The following is an 18,124-nucleotide window of genomic DNA, read 5'->3' as shown; positions in this document are numbered from 1 at the left end:
GGGCTACCGGCAGTGCAGCCGGACGAAGGTGCCGTCCCAGCCTGCGCGGAGTTCCATCAGGTCGACCAGGAGGCGGACGGTCCACAGGCCGAAGCCGCGCTGCAGGGCCGAATCGGGCGGGATGAACCCGGTCAGCGGGTCGGGGCCGGGACGCCAGAAGCCGTTGTCGCCGATCTCGCAGATCAGCTCGGGGCCGTCCTGCCACATCCAGAGGCCGATCGGGGGCGTGCCGTGCTGGAGCGCGTTCGCGGCGACCTCGTTCGCGGCGGTGACGAGGTTCTGGGCCTGCTGCTTGGCGAGGCCGTGCTTGTGGGCGCGATCGCCGACGAACGACCGCAGCGCGTGCAGGTCGGCGCCGTCGATGGGGAGGTACTCGGCGTCGGCCGGACGGTCGAGGCGCCCGCCGCGGTCGCAGCGGGACCCGAACGCCACCGGGTCGACGTACTCGGTGTTCGCGCCGCGCTCGCCCTGGGCCTGCAGGAGCGGATGGGTGCGGCGCGCCTCGTTGAGGATGCGGGGCGGCAGCATCTCGGTGTCGTACGGGCACAGCGCCGTCGCACCCGAGTCGGCGAACACCACGTTGATGAGGGACTCGTAGCGGATCCATTCGAGCGTCTGCCGCTCGTCCCATCCGTCCCAGACCGGCTCGGCGAGCGCGCAGACGGTGCGCGGGGCGTTCTGCTTCACGAGGTTCTGGTAGTCCCGCAGGGTGCGGACGGGGTGCCGGTAGAAGTCGGCGGAGTCGAAGTAGCTGATGTCCTCGCCGTACGGTGCGAACGTCTCCCGCAGGGCGGTCAGGTTGGGCTCGCGGACGACGACGACCACGACGCGGTCGCGCTCCATACCGGATCGCACGTAGGGGACGCTGACCGACAGGAAGTCGTCGATGCCGCCGTACAGGAAGGCCCTGTGTTCCAGACTCATCAGGCGATGCCCTCCAGAGGAAGCCCCCGCCCGCGGGCGAGGCCGGGAAGACGGTGCCAGCCGACCATCTCGATGACGCTCTCCACGTCCGGTGAGAGGTGGTCGAGGACCAGCGACGCTTCGGCGGGCAGCCGGGTGGCGTGCTTGGCCAGCAGGTGCAGCCCGCCGAGGTCGATGAAGCCGAGCCGGGAGAGGTCGAGGTGGACGCTGCCGCCGCCCGGCCGTAGCTGCCCCAGCTGCTCGGCGAACACCGTGTGCCGCGCCGCGTCCAGCTCTCCCTCGACGCGCAGCCCGTCGGGTTCGAATGTGCGCACTATCTTCAGGATCCCGTCATCGAATTCGGGGTTCACTTCCACGAGGACCTCGTGTGTGTCGCGGAGGGCGTTGAGCTGGTCGGGCGGGCACGCGCGCCGGTCGATCTGGCAGATCGCCATCGCCATCGTGCTCGGCGAGACGGCGTCGCCGACCTGGTGCTCGCAGCCCAGCATCCGGCCGAGGTCGGACCCTCCCGCCTCGTTCAGCAGCCAGCTGTAGTCGGTGGTGAGGCGGACCGCCCGGAAGCCCTGGTCGAACGCCGTGCCGACCTCGTGGCCGAGGGTGTCGACCATCATGGCCGGCTGGAACGCGCCGCTCCGGTCGAGGCAGGCGTCCCGCCGGGAGATGACCCGCAGCCGGCCCGCCGTGATGTGGGCGTGCACGTCGATCCGGTGCGCCGGCCCGAGCCCGGGCAGCCGCTCGGGCGGGGAGTCGGTGACGTACACGACCTTCTCTTCCGTCTCCAGGCCCTCCCGGACGAAGGGCCCGATGACCCGGTCGCGCTCCTCTGGACCGCTGTAGGCCAGCCAGCCGTGATCTCCGGGCCGGACGGCGCTGACGGGGCGCTTGGCGAACCAGGGTGTCTCCATGGCCTGCCCATCGGATGTGAGTCGGACCTGTTCAGCGTACGCCCGTTCGGAATATTTGGAAGCCCAACGCATGGAGTGCCTCACGCTGTGTTCATGTCGACGCTGTGCTCATCTTGACGCTGTGCCTATCTCGGTGTGGTGACGTCGGCGGGAAGGGCCAGCCGCAGCCGGACGGCGGTGCCGGCATCGCCCGTCCGGATCTGGACGATGGAGCACAGCAGCCGCACGGCCCACAGCCCGAACCGGCCGCCGGCCGCCGTGCCGTCGCCGGGTGCGCCGCCGTCCGGTTGCGGCGGGACGAGGCCGTACCCGGTGTCCGGCGCCCACCGTCCCGTGTCGGTGACCTCGCAGACCAGCGCGGCGTCCTGCGACGCGTCCGTCCACATGCGCAGGACGATGGGCGGCTCGCCGTGCCGGAGCGCGTTCGTGACGACCTCGGTGACCGCGACCAGGAGCCGCTGGCGGTCCTCCTCGGGAAGCGGGGTGCTCCGTGCGCACTCGGCGACCCACGCCCGGAGCCAGTACAGGTCGGGCCGTTCGATCGTCAGCGTCTCGGCGTCCTCGGGCGGCGGGGGCAGCGGCTCCTCGTCGCACTGGGCGCAGTACGTCCACGGGTTCACGAAGCCGGGGTTGGGCAGGGTGCGGGCGCCGCGCACGGTCTCCGGGTGCGTCTTGCGTCCGGCCGCGACGACGGAGGCGGGGAGCGCGGCCGCGTAGGGGCACATGATCGCGGCGCCGGTGCCGCGGAACGCGATGTTGAGGACGGCCTCGGCCCGCTGCCATTCGACGACCTCCAGCGGCGGCCGCGCCGCCCACACGGGTTCGCCGAGGAGGCGCAGCCGCGTGCCCTGCCGGGCGGCCGCGCAGGCGTCGCCCAGGCAGTCCGCCAGCGTGCGGGAGGGGTGCGCGTACCAGCCCGCCGCCTCGGTGAACTCGACGTCCGCCGCGGCGGGGCCGAGGGCGTCGCGCAGCAGCAGCTCCCGTCCCTGCCCGCACACCGCGAGGACGCGGTCGCCGGCCTCGACGCCGGCGCGCAGGAACGGCACGGCGCCGCCGAGGAACTCCTCCACCCCGGCGTAGGGCAGCAGGCGATGCGTCAGATCGTCGCTCACGGCGTTCCCGCCGGTTGTGTGGTCATGGTGTCACCGACTGCGCGGGGCGGACGGACGCGACCAGCCTAGGACGCCCGCCCCCGGCCTGCCGAGACCCTCTTTTCAAATATTGCGGCGGCATGTGCGGCGTCCCGTCCGGAACCTCGCGGGCGGCACGTCCCTAACCCGGACCGGCCTTCTGATCACGGATTCGGGGACGGTGCGGCGACCGGTACAGGACGGCGCGGCCCCCGGGGGCGAGCCGGTGGATTAATTCATCGGGCGCCATGGACGCGACGGGTTCCACGGCGAAGAGGTAGCGGGCGAAGATCAGCCCGGCGAGCTGCGTGCCGAACGCGCCGGCCCGCGCCCGGGCGTCGTGGCCGCCCAGGTACTCGGCGATGCGGTCGATCATCTCGCGTTCCAGGATCTCCCGCACCAGCCTGGTCAGCTCCGGGTCCTGCAGCGCGGTGCGCACCATGAAGATCAGCGGCCCGCCCCGCTCGGGATCGTCCCAGGCGGTCAGCAGCGCGTGCAGGACCCGTTCGGGCAGCGTGGCGGGGTCGCCGGGCAGCGCGCTCGCGAGCACCTCGGGCGGGTTGGCGACGAGCCCCAGCACCGCGCCGAACAGCCCCTTCTTCGACCCGAAGAAATAGCTGATCAGCGCGGCGTCCACGCCGGCCTCGGCGGCGATGGCCCGCATCGTGACGGGCGCGTAGCCATCGGCGAGGAAGCGGCGGCGGGCCACGGTGAGGATCGCCTCGCGGGTGTCGGGGCTGCCGCGCCTGCGCCCGCGCGACGCCCCGGATTTATTCATCACGGTTGAAATATAGCTCGGGCAAGGGCCAGATTCGAGGCATGAAGACCACCGATGAGGGGCCGGGCACCGTCCATCGCGCGGTGCTGCCGGCCGTGATGCTGTCCCTCGCCACGGTCGTGTCGGCCGTGGCGTCCCTCAACACCGCGGTGCCGTCGATCGCCCGCGACACCCACGCCGGCCTGACCGAGCTCGCGTGGATCATCGACGCGTACGCGCTCGCCTTCGCGGCCCTGCTGCTGCTCGGCGGCGCCATCGGCGACCGCTACGGGCGGCGCCGCGCGCTCGCCGCGGGGCTGGTCGTCTTCGGGGCGGGTTCGGCGGCCGCCGCGCTGGCCAGCGACCCGGGCTGGCTGATCGCGATGCGCGCCGTCCTCGGCGTCGGCGCCGCACTGGTGATGCCGGCGACGCTGTCGACGATCACCTCCACGTTCCCGGCGGCGCAGCGCACCCGCGCGGTCGGCGCCTGGGCCGGTGTCGCCGGCGCCAGCGCCATCTTCGGGCTGCTGGTGTCGGGCACCCTGCTGGAGGCGTGGTCGTGGCGGTCGGTGTTCTGGATGAACGTCGTCCTCGCGGTGATCGCGCTGGTCGCGACGCTCGCGGTCGTCCCGGAGTCCGCCGACCCGGACGCGCCGCGGCTCGACCTGGCCGGCGCCGTGATCACCGTCGCCGGGCTGGGCGCCGGCGTCTACTCGATCATCGAGGCGCCGACCGAGGGGTGGGGCAGCGCCCGGACGCTGCTGGGCCTTGCCGCCGCCCTCGTCATCCTCGCGGGCTTCGTCCTCTGGGAGCTGAAGCGGCCGAACCCGCTGCTCGACCCGCGGCTGTTCCGCATCCGGGCGTTCTCCGCGGGCGCCCTCACCATCACCCTGCAGTTCTTCGGCTTCTTCGGCTTCGTCTTCATCGTCCTGCAGTACCTGCAGCTGGTGAAGGAGCACAGCGCGCTGGTCGGGGCGCTCAGCCTGGTGCCCATGGCGCTCACGATGATGCCGTTCGCCCGCGGTGTCGCGCCGCGGCTGGCCGCGAAGCTGGGCCCGCGCCGGGTCATCACGGCCGGCCTCCTCCTGGTCGCCGTCGCGATGGTGATCTTCTCCCTGCTGGACGAGCAGAGCACCTACTGGCTGCTGCTCGCGGGCCTGATCCCGTTCGGCGCGGGGATGGGCCTCGCCATGACCCCGTCCACCGCCTCGATCACCGACGCGCTGCCGCCCGAGAAGCAGGGCGTGGGCTCGGCGATGAACGACCTGGCCCGGGAGCTCGGCGGCGCGCTCGGCATCGCCGTCCTCGGCAGCATCCTGCAGTCCGCCTACCGGTCGAACCTCGATGTCGGGAACCTGCCGGGCCCGGCCGCCGAGCAGGCGAAGACGTCCCTGGCGGTGGCGATGCGGCTCGGCCCGCAGGCCGCGGACCAGGCGCGGGCGGCGTTCAGCGACGGCGTCCAGTCCGCGTTCCTCACCGCGTCGGTCGCGCTGGCCGTCACCGCCGTCGTCGTCGCGGCGCTGTACCGTGCGCCCCGCCGCTCGGCCGCCGAGCCCGCCGGACGGGACGCCGTGCTCCAGGGCGGGAAAACGGCCCCGACGCCCACCGGTGACAGCCGCTAAGCTGAACGCGCCTCCTGACGGCGGCACCGGCGGGCGTGGCGAAATCAGGTATACGCGGCAGGTTTAGGTCCTGTTGGTGGCGACACCGTGGGGGTTCGAATCCCCCCGCCCGCACCGGCCCGCGCAGCGCGCGGGCCGGATCGGCGTCGTGTGGGGGCGGCCCCCACACCGGGCTCTAGAGTCCGAGCTCGCGGCGAAGGCGCTCGACGTGGCCGGTGGCCTTCACGTTGTAGTACGCCTTCTCGATCTTGCCGTCGGCGCCGATGAGGAAGGTCGACCTGATGACGCCGACCACGACCTTGCCGTACAGCTTCTTCTCCCCGTAGGCGCCGTAGGCCTGCAGGACCTCGGCGTCCGGGTCGGACAGGAGCGGGAAGGTGAGCCCCTCCTTCTCCCGGAACTTGGCGAGCTTCGCCGGCTTGTCGGGGGAGACGCCGACGACGGTGACGCCGGCGGCCTCCAGCTCGGGCAGGCTGCTCTCGAAGTCGACCGACTCCTTGGTGCACCCGGGCGTCATCGCCGCCGGGTAGAAGTAGAGGATCACGCGCTTGCCGCGCAGCGAGGCCAGCGACACCGGAGCCTCGTCGGCGTCGGGAAGTTCGAAACCGGGGGCGACGTCGCCCGGCTGCAGCCGCTCGGACACCCTGTCCCGCCTTTCGCTCGGATGGTGGGTCCAACGGTACCGGCTGGGGTGTGACGGGCGTCCGCCGGGAAGACCTGCGACACTGTTCGGATCATGCTTGGCTCGTCATGGTTTCGCCCCACGCGAGTTCGCCCGACAGGATAAGGAAACGGCATGGCTGACAGGAGCCGCGACCCGCAGGCGCTGGAACGGGAGATAGAGCGCACCCGCCAGGAGCTGGCCCGCACCATCGACGAGCTCGCCGACCGGGCCAACCCGAAGCACATCGCGCAGCGGGGCGCCGAGCGGCTGAAGGAGGAGGCGGACCACGTCGCCAAGGCCCTCGGCGCACTGGTCCGCCCGTCCGACGAGGCGAAGGGCGACGTGGACGACGAGGAGCGCGAGGGCGGTCAGCTCGACAGGCGGCTGCTGCTCGCGGGCGTCGGGGCGGCCGTCACCGTGACCGCCCTGGTCCTCTGGCGCCGTAGGCGCAAGCGCCGCTGACCCCCCTCCGGAAGGCGCCGGTCCGCGTTCCGCGGCCGGCGTCTTTGCGTCCGGGGACCGTGTCCTTGCGCGCCTGGACGGCGCCGCCCCACAGCCGGGCGGAGTACGCGAGGAGTTCGGCGACGTCGCGGAGCTCGGCGAGCTCGGCGCGGCACGGCGGGCAGCCGCGCAGATGCGCCGACAGCTCGTCCGCCTCGGCACCGGCGAGCCGCCCGATCGCGTAGACGCCGAGACCGGCGCGGTAGGTCCAGCAGTCCGTTCCTCCCACACCATGGAGTACGGGGCCGGGCCCGCGGCCGTTCAGCCGAGGTCGGGGGGCGTCGCGGTGAACCGCGCCTCGACGGTGGCGCGGACGATCTGCGTCTCGGGCTCCAGGTCGATCGGCTCGGGCTCCTCGGCGGCGGCGCCGCCCATCCCGCGCCCGTAGGCGGCGAGCGCGACGGGCCCGCCCGCGTCCACGTCGCGGCCGAGCCCCTCGTCCGACAGCTCGACCAGGCCGGTGAGCCGTGCGCCGAGCGCCTCGGCGTAGCTGCGGGCGCGCGCGACGGCCTCGTGCGCCGCCTGCCGCGCGGCCCGCCCGTACACCTCGCTGTCGCGCCGCAGCTCCCAGTCCGGCCCGGTGACGGCGGTGCGCTCCAGGTCGCCGAGCCGCGCCACCAGCTCGCCGAGCACCCCGAAGTCGCTGACCGAGATCTTGATCCAGACGGTGCCGCGGTAGGCGCGGATGTCGCCCTCGCGCCGCCGGTACTTCAGCAGGGGCGTGATCGACAGCCCGCCCGTCTCCAGCTTCTCGACGGCCTCGCCATAGGACTTGACCAGGTCGAGGCAGCGCTGGTTCCGCTCGGTGAGCCGGTCGAGGGCGGTGCGCCGGTCGGACTCCTGCGACTGCACGTGCACCGACAGCCGCGCGATCTCCGGCTCGGCCTCCAGCACCGCCTCACCGCGCACACTGATCAAAGGAGCGTCGCTCATGCTCCTCAACCTATGCCCCCGCCTGAAGCCTGACCACGGGTCGGGAGGCCGGAGGGCGCTCTGCGCCCGGAGGTCGCCCGGGAGTTGAAGGGGGCGCCCCCTTCACAGGTACGTGTGGCCCTCGCCGCGGTAGGTGGGGACGGTGCGGATGTGGCGGTCGTCCTCGATGAGGTGGAGAGCGGCGAAGCGTTCGCAGAGTTCGCCGGCCTTGGTGTGGCGGAACCAGACGCGGTCGCCGACGGACAGCAGGTCGGCGGCGCGGCCGAGCAGCGGCGTCTGCACCTCGCCCGCGCCCTCGTTGCCGTCGTAGGCCAGCCCGGTCGGCAGGTAGGGCTGCGGGAGGCGGACGGCGTCGGCCGGGCCGGACGCCAGGTAGCCGCCGCCGAGGCAGGTCGCGACGCCGGGGGCCGGGCGGCGGACGACGGGCAGCGCGAACAGCGCGGCGGGCCGCCCGGTGAAGTTGGAGTACTGGTCGAACAGGTGCGGCTGGTAGAGGCCGGAGCCCGCGGCGACCTCGGTGACGGCGCGTTCGGCGGCGGTCTTCTCGACGCTGCCGGTGCCGCCGCCGTTGACGAACTCCAGGTCGGTCAGCTCCCGCACGGCCCGGACGATCGCCGCCCGGCGCCGGGCCAGTTCCGCCCGGGACTGTCGCTGCATGGCGCGGATGACGCGGCCCCGCGCGGGGCGGCCGGGCGGGACGTCCCCGACGCCGGCGATCTGCGACTCGTAGGCCATCAGCCCGACGAGGTCGAGCGACGGCCGCTTGAGGATCCGCTCGGCGAGCGCGCGGACGTCGGCGGCGGTGCGCAGCGGGGAGCGCAGCGCGCCGATCCGGATCCGCCCGCCGAGCGGACGGTACGAGGCGTCGATGTCGATGCAGACCCTGATCGTCCGGTCGCCGGCGGCGGCCTCGATCAGGTCGAGGTGCTCGGGGGAGTCGACCATCAGCGTGATGGCGCGGGCCGCCCGGGGGTCGTCGGCCAGCGCGGCGATCGCCGTCCGGTCGGCGGTCGGGTAGGCGACGAGGATGTCGTCGCTGACGCCCTCTCCGGCCAGCCAGAGCGCCTCGGGCAGGGTGAACGCCATGATCCCGGCGAAGCCGTCCATCGCGAGGACGTCCTCCAGGAGCGCCCGGCAGCGCACCGACTTGCTCGCGACCCGGATCGGTTTGCCCGCGGCGCGGCGCACGAGGCCGGCGGCGTTGGCGCGGAAGGCCGCGAGGTCGACGACGGCGAACGGTGCCTCGATTCCGGCCGTCGCGGCGTCATAGCGGTCCCGGAGGTTCATGCTCGTCACACTGCCACACTACCGGGCAAATATGAAAACTCCTCATGTACGAGGATGTGCCGCGAAGAAGTTCCAGAGCATCGCGCCGGCCTCGTCCGGCCAGCGGTGCGTCCCGCCATCGATCTTGCAGAAGGTCACCGCGACGCCGCGCCCGCTCTTGCCCGTGCTCTCACAGCTCGTGCCGTCGCTCAGCGCCTTCACCCGCTCGTGCGGCTCGGGCAGCCCGGCGACCCTGCGCCAGAAGTCGACCGCCTCGGACACCGGCGGGAACGGACGGCCGTCGTTGAAGTCGCGATTCCCGCCGCCGTCGTAGGGGACGTTCCGGTCCGCCGTCCCGTGGAAGATCATCGCCGAGACCGGCCGGCCGGGATCGCACTTCGTCACGAGCGCGCCCTCGACGACCCCGATGGCCGCGATCTCGCCCGGCTTCTCGCAGGCCATCCGGTAGGCCATCCCGGCGCCGTTGGAGAACCCGGTGACGTAGACCCGCTTCGGGTCCGCCAGCCCGGCGCCGGTGACCTTGTCGATCAGCTTGCCGAGGAACCCGACGTCGTCGATGTGGCCGATCTTCGCGGCGCCGCAGCAGTCGCCGGCGTTCCAGGTGGTCATGAAGCCGTCGGGGTAGGCGACGAGAAAGCCGTGCTCGTCCGACAGCTTGTCGAACCCGGTCAGCTTCTCCATCTGGCTCATGTTGGCCAGGCCGCCGTGCAAGGCGATGACGAGCGCGGGCGGATCGGCGGGCTTGCCGTCCTCCCACTTGCCGTCCGCCATCTTGGCCGGGACGTGCAGCAGGTACTCGCGGTGCCCGATCGTCCCCACGTCGAGCTTCTGCTTGTGGGTGCCCTGCGAAGTGGGGATGCCGTCCACCTTCTCCGGGCGCCCGCCCTCCTTGCCCTTCTCGCCGGGCTTCTCCGTGCAGCCCGCGAGTGCCAGGGAGACCGCCAGTAACACGAGCGCGATTCGCCGCATGGGGGCAAAGGTAACCCCAACGGAAGCCCGTAAACTACTCGTCAGTAGACAAGGTGGTCACACGGACCGTCCGGGTCTCGGTGCCCGCGGCGGCGAATCCGATCAGCCGGTGCGCCTCGGCCTCCAGCGCCTCCGCGTCGTCCGCGTCGTCCGCAGAGACCTTCTCATATGTCCTGATCGTCAGGACGGCCTCGTTCCGCCCGGTCTCCAGCGTCCATTCCCCCGCGGTGACGCCGTCGAGGAGGACGATGCTGGGCGCGGGCCTTCTGGCGGGATAGTTCTGCGCGCGGTACTGCTCCGTGACGAACCGGCTGCGGTCGGCGTGCGAGAGCAGCAGGTTGTCGAAGTCGTACAGGAGGCGCGGGGGCGCCGGGGTGTCCGGGGACGGACGCGGCGCGTCCGGAAGGTCGAAGAGTTCGCGCCCGTTCTCGTCCTCGAACGTGACCAGGCGGGGGCGTAGCCCGTCCATCACGGTCTTCAGCCTTGTCAGACCGGACCATGCCTGCGCGTCCATCACGGAGGCCGGGCCGAACGCCGCCAGATAGCGCAGGATCATCTCGTCCAGCGTCGCGTCCTCCGCGAGCGGCTCGCCCAGCCACGCCTCGGCGGTCGTGTGCGCGATCGGGCCGCTCTTGCCCCAGGTGCCGCGCGGCGGCACCTGCACGAGCGCCATCCGGCAGCGTGCCGCGTAGGCGAGTGACGCCTCGGCGCGGTCGCCCCAGCCCGCCTCCCGCCCATGCTCGGCGAGCAGCGCGCCGAGCTGCCGTCCGGTCAGCGGCTTCTCCTCCAGGAACGGCCGGGCGGCGGCGACCAGCTCGTCCATGTCCAGGCCCTGGACGGGCTTGCCGTGCGTGTAATTCCGGAACAGGTCCCGGTCGAGGACGGGCTGGATCAGCGGTCGCAGCCACAGCGCGTCCCGCGCGCTGACCAGGTGGATCGTCGACCGCATCAGCGCGAGCCGGACGATCCGCCGGCCGGTCAGCAGGTCCGCGACGTCCTCGGGCGTGACGTGGTCGAGCCGGACGCCGAGCCCCGCGTACCAGGAGTGCGGGGTCTGCGCCTGGAGCCCGGCCAGCCGCTCGACGGCCTCGACCACGGACATCGCGGCCCGGGCGAGAAGGAGCTGCCGGTCCAGCGTGGCGCGGTTCAGGGCGCGCCGGGAGAGTCGCTCGCTCATGCGCCTCATTCTGGTGGAATCGCGGCCCGGTCGGCCGGGGTGGCGGCGGTGCGGGGGTGCCGGCGCGTAAGCTCGGGTGAACATCCTGAGCTGCCGATTCTCGTGCCGACACAAGAGTGAGATCCGTGAACGAATACGTGCTGACCCTGTCCTGTCCCGACCGTCCCGGCATCGTCGCCGCCGTGTCGGGACTGCTGGCCGAGCGCGGGTGCAACATCGTGGAGAGCCAGCAGTTCGGCGACGCGGAGTCCGGCACCTTCTTCATGCGGGTCCAGTTCACGGCGCTGAACGACACCGACCCGGACGAGCTGCGCGGCGCGTTCGGGGCCCTGGTGCCGGAGCTCGGGCTGGAGTGGCGGCTGCACCCGCTGGCCGAGCGGCCGCGCGTCCTGATCATGGTGTCGAAGGGCGGGCACTGCCTGAACGACCTGCTCTACCGGACGCGGTCCGGGCTGCTCGACATCGACATCGTCGCCGTCGCGTCCAACCATCCCGACCTGCGGCCGCTCACCCAGTCGTACGGGATCGACTACCACCATCTGCCGGCGGGGCCGGGCGGGAAGCCCGCGCAGGAGGCGGAGATCCTCACGCTGGTCGAGCACTACCGCGCCGACCTGGTGGTCCTCGCCCGGTACATGCAGATCCTGTCGGACGACTTCTGCGCCAAGCTGCCCGGCGCGATCATCAACATCCACCACTCGTTCCTGCCGAGCTTCAAGGGCGCCCGTCCCTACCACCAGGCGCACGCGCGCGGGGTGAAGCTGATCGGCGCGACCGCGCACTACGTCACCGCCGACCTGGACGAGGGGCCGATCATCGAGCAGGAGGTCGCGCGCGTCGACCACACCCACAGCCCGGAGGAACTGGTGGCGGTGGGCCGCGACGTGGAGTGCCTCGCCCTCGCCCGCGCCGTCCGCTGGCACGCCGAGCACCGCGTGCTGCTCAACGGTGATCGGACGGTCATCTTCCGCTGACCTGCGGATCTCCGGCCGGCGAACGCGTGAGATGTCGGCATGGCGTGTTTCACTCCGCGTGACATTGACGCACCATGGGTGACGATGTGCCGACGGCTCACGGGGGTGGCTATGGCCGAGACGCTGGTCAAGGACCTGATCGAGGAGGCGCAGGGCAGGCGGCTGGCGCGGCGGCTCGCCGTCCGCGAGCTGCGGCCCCGCCGGGTGTTCGCCGGATTCGCGGCGGCGCTGCTGGTGACCGCGGCCGGCGGGGTGACCGCGATCGAGCTGCTGGCCGGGGCGCTCGGGTCCACCGTCCATCCGGTGCCGGGCGTCGCCCCGATCGTGATCGTCCTGCGGGGCCATTCCTGGGACGACCCGAACGTGCTGACGCCGGCCGGGGCGGTGGCCTTCCTCGGTGCCGCGTTCCTGCTGGCCGCGCTGCCCGGCCGGCTGCGGGGCGTGCCGCTGGCCGGCGCCGATCCGCGGCTGGCGGGCGTCATCGGACGGGCCGCGCTGCGCCGCACCCTCGCGGACGCGGCGCTGGACGTCCCCGGCATCGAACGCGCCCGCGTCCGCGGCCTCGGCGTGCTGCGCCGCGGCCTCGTCGTCCGGGCCACCACCGGCTACCGCAACCCGGCGAACCTCGCGGAGCTGGTGCACCGCGCGATCGGCGTCCGGCTGGACCGGATCGAGCCGATGCACCGGCCGCCGGTCGACGTCCGGCTCGGCTGGCGGAAGGACTGAGATGAGGATCGCGATCGCGGCGACCGGGACGGTGCTGCTGCTCGCCGGCGGGGCCGCCCTCGCCCTCGGCCTCGGCGTCTTCGACGCGTTCGGCGACCCGTCGGCGAGGCCGCTGCTCGACCCCGCGGTGGCGAGGTTCGCCGGAGACAACGGCTGGTTCCTGCCCGCCGCGGCGGGCGCCGCCGAACTGCTGGCGCTCGCCGGTCAGCTGTGGCTGGTCGTCCAGGGCCGGGCCGTGGTCCACCAGTGGTGGCCCGACCTGGACCCGGAGACCCGCGTCCGCGCCCGCGCCGCCGCGGACGACCTGACCCGGGACGTACGCGGGCTGCCCGGCGTCCGGGACACCCGCGTCCGCCTCACCGGGACGGCCGACAGGCCGCGTCTCCGGGTGAACGTGTCCTGCGCGGGCGACACGCTGGTGAGCGAGGTTTACGGGGAGCTCGGCGCGGGTCCGGTGGAGCGGTACCGCAGCGCGGTCGGCATGCCCGACCTTCCGGTGGTGATCCGCTTCCGCCCGGTGCCCGCGCGTCCCCGCAGGCGCCGGCCGGAGCCCGAGACGGCCTGAACGGAAGTGGAAGGCCGCCCGGTGTCAGCCGCAAGGATCGCTGACACCGGGCGGCCGGTCTTCGGGCCGCGGCCCCGGTTAGACGGGTGCGCCTTCGGCGGCGGCCTGCTTCGCCTGAACGGGGACCGTTTCGGGTGCCGGCTGCGCGGCGGGCTCATGGTCGTCCAGCAGGGTCTCCTCGTTGAACGGGTCCTCGCCCGACAGGACGGCGCGGGCCTTGGCGGCGTCGAACTCCTTCGTCCACGAGCCGATCACCACGGTCGCGACGGCGTTGCCCGCGAAGTTCGTCAGCGCGCGGGCCTCGGACATGAACCGGTCGATGCCGACGATGAAGCCGACCCCGTCCACCAGCGCGGGCTTGTGCGACTGCAGGCCGCCCGCGAGGGTCGCGAGACCGGCGCCGGTGACGCCCGCCGCGCCCTTGGACGCGATGATCATGAAGAGCAGCAGCGGGATCTGCGCGCCGATCGACAGCGGCTGGTCCTGCGCGGACGCGATGAACAGCGTGGCCATCGTCAGGTAGATCGCGGTGCCGTCGAGGTTGAAGGAGTAGCCGGTCGGGACGGTGATGCCGACGACCGGGCGGCTCACCCCGAGGTGCTCCATCTTCGCGATCAGCCGCGGCAGCGCCGACTCCGACGACGACGTCGACAGGATCAGCAGGAACTCACGGCCCAGGTAGCGCAGCAGCGAGAACACGCTGATCCGGGTGACCGCCCAAAGCACCGCGCCGAGCACCACGAACACGAACACGACGCAGGTCGCGTAGAAGCCCAGCATGATCACGGCGAGGCTCTTCAGCGCCTCCCAGCCGCTCGATCCGACCACCGCCGCGATCGCGCCGAACGCCCCGACGGGCGCCGCCCACATGATCATCCAGAGGATCCGGAACACCAGCTTCTGCACGTGCTCGACGCCGCGCAGGATCGGCGCGCCCGCCCGGCCGAGCCCCTGCAGCGCGAACCCGGTGAGCAGCGCGATGAGCAGCGTCTGCAGCACCTGGCCTTCCGTCAGCGCCGACACGAGCGTGGACGGGATCATCCCGAGCAGGAAGTCGACGGTGCCCTCGCCGCCCTCCGCCTGCGACTTGGCCTCCGCGACCGACGACGGGTCCAGGTGCAGCCCGGAGCCCGGGTGCAGGATGTTCCCGACCACCAGCCCGATGGCCAGCGCGAACGTCGACATCACCATGAAGTAGCCGATGGTGACCAGGCCGATCCTGCCGACCTGGGCCGCCTTGGTGACCGAGCCGATGCCGAGCACGATCGTGCAGAAGATGATCGGGGAGATCATCATCTTGATCAGGTTGATGAAGGCCGTGCCGATCGGCTTCAGTTCCTGGGCGAAGTCGGGGGCGACCAGCCCGACGATGGCGCCGGCGACCACGGCGGCGACGACGGCCAGGTACAGATAGTGCACCCGCCCTCGTATCGGACGGGTCGGTGCGACGGTGTCAGGGGACACGGGGATCTCCTCGGCTCAGGCCACCGGGACAAGACGGCGCGGGTGGCGGCGCCCGCCCGGGTGCGGGTCCCGGGCGGGTGCCGGCCTCCCGACGGGCGCCCATGCGTTCCGGAGGGGACCGGTCGCATGCACACGGCGGGCGCCCGCACTGCGGATAAGCTCGCAGGTCAGGTGGATGGTCGGCGGCGCTGTGGCTTTGTGCACCTGTGACTATGCGTGGTTCTGTGACGGCGGTCACCTTTGTGTACATTTCGTTTACGGCGATGTCCGAATGAGGGGATGCGAGGGGTCACATGCGGCGTCCGCGATGGGCGGCGCCCGGCCGCTGGAGCCTGGCGCGGCAACTGCTCGTGCTCCAGGCCGCGATCGTCGGGCTGCTCGTGGCGGCCGGCGCCGTCCTGGCCTACGCGGACTCCGGCCGCGCCGCCAACGACAGCGCGACGCAGACGGTGACCGCGGTCGCGGCGAGCATCGCGGACTCCCCGGACGTCCAGGCGGCGCTCACGACCTCGCAGCCGACCCGGCTCCTGCAGCCGTACGCCGAGCGCATCCGGCACGACACCGGCGTCGACTTCATCACGATCATGAACCCGGCGGGGATCCGCTACACGCATCCGAACCCGTCCCGGATCGGCGGGGAGTTCGTCGGCAACACCGCGCGCGCCCTCGCCGGCCACACGTTCACCGAGACCTACACGGGCACGCTCGGCTCGTCCGTCCGGGCCGTCGCGCCCGTCTTCGGCCCCGGCCACCGCGTGGTCGCGATGGTCGCGGTCGGCATCACGGTCAAGGTGATCTCCGCCGAGCTGCGGCAGCGGCTGCTGTCCCTCGCCGTCGTCGCGATGATCGTCCTCGCCGTCGGGATGACCGGCAGCTACCTCGTCTCGGAGCGGCTGCGCCGCCAGACCCGCGGCGTCGCGCCGCGCGAGCTGCGCGAGATGTTCGAGTACTACCAGGCCATCCTGCACTCGGTCCGCGAGGGCCTCCTGATCCTCGACCGAACGGGCCGCGTCGTCCTCTGCAACGACGCCGCCCACGACCTGCTGGACCTGAACACCCCCAAGCCCCCACCCCGAGCCCCCGCACCCCCCCACCCGCCAGCGGACGTGGTGACCCCCGACCTGCCTGCGGACGTGGTGACCTGCGACCCGTCTGTGGACGCGGTGGCCCGGGACCTGCCCGCGGAAGCCGTGGCCCCCGCCCCGCCTGCGGACGCCGTGATCCCCGGTCCGTCTGCGGATGCGGTGGCCCGGGACCTGCCTGCGGGCGCGGTCACCCGGGACCTGCCCGCGGAAGCGGTGACCTGCGACCCGTCTGCGGATGCGGTGGCCGTCGGCCTGGCTGCGGGCGCGGTGGCCCGGGACCTGCCTGCGGACGCCGTGCCCCCCGGCCCGTCTGCGGACGCGGTGGCCGCGGGGCCGTCTGCGGAAGCCGGGGCCCGGGATCTGCCTGCGGATCTGCGGGGGCGGGCGGCCGGGGAGCTGGGGCTGCCGCGGGAACTGGTCGCCGCGCTCGTCTCGGCGGAGCCGCGTTCGGACGAGATCCACGTCGGCGACACGCGCGTCCTCGTCGTGAACACCTCGCCCGTCCGGTCCCGGGGGCGGGTGCTGGGCAATGTCGTCACCCTCCGCGACCACACCGAGCTGCAGGGGCTGACGGGTGAGCTCGACACGGTCCGCGGGTTCGCCGAGTCGCTGCGCTCGCAGGCGCACGAGGCGGCGAACCGGCTGCACACGGTGGTGTCGCTGGTCGAGCTCGGCCGGTCCGACCAGGCCGTGGAGTTCGCCACCGCCGAGCTGGAGTCCGCGCAGCGTCTCACCGACCGTGTCGTCGGCTCGGTGAACGAGCCGGTGCTGGCGGCGCTGCTGCTCGGCAAGTCCGCGGAGGCTGGGGAGCGCGGCGTCGAGCTCGTGATCAGCGATGACACCGCGATCGAGGGTGTGATCGAGCCCCGCGACCTGGTCACGATCCTCGGCAACCTGATCGACAACGCGGTCGACGCCGCCATCGAGGGCTCCGGCGCCCGCCCGCCCCGGGTCGTCGTCAGCGCCCGCCAGGACGACGGCGCGCTCGTGCTGGAGGTGTCCGACAGCGGGCCGGGCGTGGACCCGTCCGCCGTGCCCGACATGTTCCGGCGCGGCTGGACGACCAAGACGTCCGGCGGCCCGGTCGGCCACGGGCTCGGGCTGGCCCTGGTCGGGCAGGCCGTCCGCCGCAACGGCGGCGATGTGCAGGTGGGAACGGCCGATCCCGTCACGCACACGGGCGCGGTCTTCACCGTCCACCTCCCCGCCGGCGGGCCCGGCGAGGGGGAGCCCGGCGGCGAGGGGCTTCGCGGAGGGATCACCGAGTCATGATCAGGGTGCTCGTCGTCGAGGACGATCCGGTCGCCGCGGAGGCGCACCGGACGTACGTGGAGCGGGTCGCCGGGTTCACCGTGGCCGGGGTCGTTCACTCGGGCGCGGATGCGCTGCGGTTCTGCGAACGCACCTCCGTCGACATCGTCCTGCTGGACTTCTACCTGCCGGACACCCACGGGCTCACCGTCTGCCGGGCGCTTCGTGCCGCAGGACGGGACGTGGACGTCATCGCCGTGACGTCCGCCCGGGACCTCGCGGTGATCCGCACGGCGGTCTCGGTGGGCGTCGTCCAGTACCTGCTGAAGCCGTTCACATTCGCGTCGTTGCGCGACAAGCTCGTCCGGTACGCGCGGTTCCGGGAGCAGGCGGTGGGCAGCGGCGAGGTCACCGGGCAGGCGGACGTGGACACCATGCTCGCCACCCTGCGCACGCCCGACCGCCGGTCGCTGCCGAAGGGCATGAGCGGCGAGACGCTCCAGGCCGTCACCGAGGTGCTGGCGCGCGCCGCGGACGGCCTCTCCGCCGCGGCCGCCGCCGACCTCACCGGCGTCTCGCGGGTCACCGCGCGCCGCTATCTGGAGTACCTGGCGGAGAGCGGCCTGGCCCACCGCAAACCCCACTACGGCCAGGTCGGCCGTCCGGAGGTGCGCTTCTACCCGGGGTAACCGGGGTACCTACGGGACGACAGTGAAACGACATCGGGGGTGTTGTCGTGAAGGAGAAGCCTGGCAAGCCCGGCAAGCCCACGGGCAAGGCGCAGACCGAACCGGAGCACGAGGAGCGGCAGCCCGGCGCCGAGGAGTCCCCGGGCAAGGGGCAGAAGAAGAAACCGGGCGACGCCGCGCGCAAGATGCGGGAGATGTTCAAGGGCTAGGCGGTCACGGGACGCTCCGGATGCTTGACGACTCCTTGGGTCGCTATTTGGGACCTATGTTGGCATGCGGGGCTAATGTCCGAAGTGAACGTGACGTCGAGGGGATCGAGGAGGCACGCTTGTCCGACCGTGAACTTTCGGGCGGCTCCGCCGAGGGGCTCTTCGACGCATGGAGGGAACAGACGGACCACGGCATGGGCCCCTCCCGCTGAGCGGCCCGATGGCCCGGGGGTCGCGGCGATGCGCCGCGACCCCCGGGTTCTTTCTGCGAAGTTGTGTTGTCGAACTCACT

General features: G+C 72.6%; 19 protein-coding genes and 1 tRNA gene. 9 read left to right on the top strand and 11 right to left on the bottom strand.

Features of this window, described 5'->3' with window-relative positions; translation table 11 throughout:
• Window positions 1–3: 3 nt before the first annotated feature.
• The 4 genes from ACQPZP_RS35700 to ACQPZP_RS35685 all read right to left on the bottom strand — a co-directional run bounded on the left by ACQPZP_RS35700 (window position 4) and on the right by ACQPZP_RS35685 (window position 3,737).
• Entirely contained in the window at window positions 4–924 is a 921-nt protein-coding gene (locus tag ACQPZP_RS35700; protein ID WP_433474088.1) for an anti-sigma factor RsbA family regulatory protein, read from the bottom strand.
• On the bottom strand, window positions 924–1,829 hold the full coding sequence (locus tag ACQPZP_RS35695) for an MEDS domain-containing protein (RefSeq protein WP_433474087.1): 906 nt from the start codon (window positions 1,827–1,829) through the stop codon (window positions 924–926). Before ACQPZP_RS35695 ends, ACQPZP_RS35700 begins: the two co-directional genes overlap by 1 nt.
• A gap of 125 nt (window positions 1,830–1,954) precedes the next feature.
• Complete coding sequence (locus tag ACQPZP_RS35690) at window positions 1,955–2,941, bottom strand: anti-sigma factor RsbA family regulatory protein (protein WP_433474086.1); 987 nt, start codon at window positions 2,939–2,941, stop codon at window positions 1,955–1,957.
• A 160-nt stretch (window positions 2,942–3,101) separates the two neighbouring features.
• Window positions 3,102–3,737 carry a TetR family transcriptional regulator gene (locus ACQPZP_RS35685; RefSeq protein WP_433479729.1) on the bottom strand — a complete coding sequence of 212 codons (636 nt, stop codon included), beginning with the start codon at window positions 3,735–3,737 and terminating at the stop codon, window positions 3,102–3,104.
• Between the two features lie 41 nt (window positions 3,738–3,778).
• Here ACQPZP_RS35685 and ACQPZP_RS35680 point away from each other — a divergent pair, with 41 nt between their 5' ends.
• Window positions 3,779–5,338 carry an MFS transporter gene (locus ACQPZP_RS35680; protein WP_433474085.1) on the top strand — a complete coding sequence of 520 codons (1,560 nt, stop codon included), beginning with the start codon at window positions 3,779–3,781 and terminating at the stop codon, window positions 5,336–5,338.
• Window positions 5,339–5,367: 29 nt separating this feature from the next.
• Window positions 5,368–5,452, top strand: a tRNA-Leu gene (locus ACQPZP_RS35675).
• Window positions 5,453–5,513: 61 nt separating this feature from the next.
• Here the strand turns inward: ACQPZP_RS35675 and bcp are convergent.
• Window positions 5,514–5,981, bottom strand: coding sequence for a thioredoxin-dependent thiol peroxidase (gene bcp, locus ACQPZP_RS35670; RefSeq protein WP_433463801.1), 468 nt, complete (start codon window positions 5,979–5,981; stop codon window positions 5,514–5,516).
• A 153-nt stretch (window positions 5,982–6,134) separates the two neighbouring features.
• On the opposite strand from bcp, the gene ACQPZP_RS35665 reads away from it, so the two are divergent.
• Window positions 6,135–6,464: a DUF3618 domain-containing protein gene (locus ACQPZP_RS35665; RefSeq protein ID WP_433474084.1), complete on the top strand. Its 330-nt coding sequence runs from the start codon at window positions 6,135–6,137 to the stop codon at window positions 6,462–6,464.
• Here ACQPZP_RS35665 and ACQPZP_RS35660 read toward each other — a convergent pair.
• From ACQPZP_RS35660 to ACQPZP_RS35640, 5 genes are all read right to left on the bottom strand, one after another.
• A complete protein-coding gene (locus tag ACQPZP_RS35660) occupies window positions 6,415–6,732 on the bottom strand; it encodes a zf-HC2 domain-containing protein (RefSeq protein WP_433474083.1) in 318 nt (105 codons plus the stop codon). The two genes, ACQPZP_RS35665 and ACQPZP_RS35660, sit on opposite strands and share 50 nt — an antisense overlap.
• Window positions 6,733–6,764: 32 nt before the next feature.
• Window positions 6,765–7,436 (bottom strand): SIMPL domain-containing protein, encoded by a 672-nt coding sequence (locus ACQPZP_RS35655; RefSeq protein ID WP_433474082.1) that lies wholly within the window; start codon window positions 7,434–7,436, stop codon window positions 6,765–6,767.
• A gap of 102 nt (window positions 7,437–7,538) precedes the next feature.
• Window positions 7,539–8,723 (bottom strand): amino acid deaminase/aldolase, encoded by a 1,185-nt coding sequence (locus tag ACQPZP_RS35650; protein WP_433474081.1) that lies wholly within the window; start codon window positions 8,721–8,723, stop codon window positions 7,539–7,541.
• 42 nt (window positions 8,724–8,765) lie between these two features.
• The gene (locus ACQPZP_RS35645) at window positions 8,766–9,692 is read right to left on the bottom strand and encodes an alpha/beta hydrolase family esterase (RefSeq protein ID WP_433474080.1); all 927 of its coding nucleotides are present in this window, start codon (window positions 9,690–9,692) and stop codon (window positions 8,766–8,768) included.
• Between the two features lie 34 nt (window positions 9,693–9,726).
• Window positions 9,727–10,869 (bottom strand): winged helix DNA-binding domain-containing protein, encoded by a 1,143-nt coding sequence (locus ACQPZP_RS35640; RefSeq protein ID WP_433474079.1) that lies wholly within the window; start codon window positions 10,867–10,869, stop codon window positions 9,727–9,729.
• Between the two features lie 125 nt (window positions 10,870–10,994).
• Here ACQPZP_RS35640 and purU point away from each other — a divergent pair, with 125 nt between their 5' ends.
• From purU to ACQPZP_RS35625, 3 genes are all read left to right on the top strand, one after another.
• The gene (gene purU, locus ACQPZP_RS35635) at window positions 10,995–11,843 is read left to right on the top strand and encodes a formyltetrahydrofolate deformylase (RefSeq protein WP_433474078.1); all 849 of its coding nucleotides are present in this window, start codon (window positions 10,995–10,997) and stop codon (window positions 11,841–11,843) included.
• Between the two features lie 111 nt (window positions 11,844–11,954).
• Window positions 11,955–12,569, top strand: a complete 615-nt coding sequence (locus ACQPZP_RS35630; RefSeq protein ID WP_433474077.1) for a DUF6286 domain-containing protein — start codon at window positions 11,955–11,957, stop codon at window positions 12,567–12,569.
• Window position 12,570: 1 nt separating this feature from the next.
• Window positions 12,571–13,134, top strand: a complete 564-nt coding sequence (locus tag ACQPZP_RS35625; RefSeq protein ID WP_433474076.1) for a hypothetical protein — start codon at window positions 12,571–12,573, stop codon at window positions 13,132–13,134.
• Between the two features lie 78 nt (window positions 13,135–13,212).
• On the opposite strand, the gene ACQPZP_RS35620 is transcribed toward ACQPZP_RS35625, so the two are convergent.
• Window positions 13,213–14,598: a cation:dicarboxylate symporter family transporter gene (locus ACQPZP_RS35620; protein WP_433474075.1), complete on the bottom strand. Its 1,386-nt coding sequence runs from the start codon at window positions 14,596–14,598 to the stop codon at window positions 13,213–13,215.
• A gap of 293 nt (window positions 14,599–14,891) precedes the next feature.
• Between ACQPZP_RS35620 and ACQPZP_RS35615 the strand changes: the two genes are divergently transcribed.
• From ACQPZP_RS35615 to ACQPZP_RS35605, 3 genes are read left to right on the top strand one after another with little or no spacing between them, the layout of a single operon-like run.
• Window positions 14,892–16,955 (top strand): ATP-binding protein, encoded by a 2,064-nt coding sequence (locus ACQPZP_RS35615; RefSeq protein WP_433474074.1) that lies wholly within the window; start codon window positions 14,892–14,894, stop codon window positions 16,953–16,955.
• On the top strand, window positions 16,952–17,623 hold the full coding sequence (locus tag ACQPZP_RS35610) for a response regulator (RefSeq protein ID WP_433474073.1): 672 nt from the start codon (window positions 16,952–16,954) through the stop codon (window positions 17,621–17,623). Before ACQPZP_RS35615 ends, ACQPZP_RS35610 begins: the two co-directional genes overlap by 4 nt.
• Before the next feature lie 47 nt (window positions 17,624–17,670).
• The gene (locus tag ACQPZP_RS35605) at window positions 17,671–17,832 is read left to right on the top strand and encodes a hypothetical protein (protein WP_433474072.1); all 162 of its coding nucleotides are present in this window, start codon (window positions 17,671–17,673) and stop codon (window positions 17,830–17,832) included.
• Window positions 17,833–18,124: the final 292 nt, after the last annotated feature.

The sequence above is a fragment of the Spirillospora sp. CA-142024 genome (assembly GCF_050942325.1).
In the GTDB taxonomy this organism is placed as follows: domain Bacteria; phylum Actinomycetota; class Actinomycetes; order Streptosporangiales; family Streptosporangiaceae; genus Spirillospora.
The sequence above is the reverse complement of the archived record's forward strand: the minus strand, read 5'-3'. Positions and strand labels throughout refer to the sequence as shown.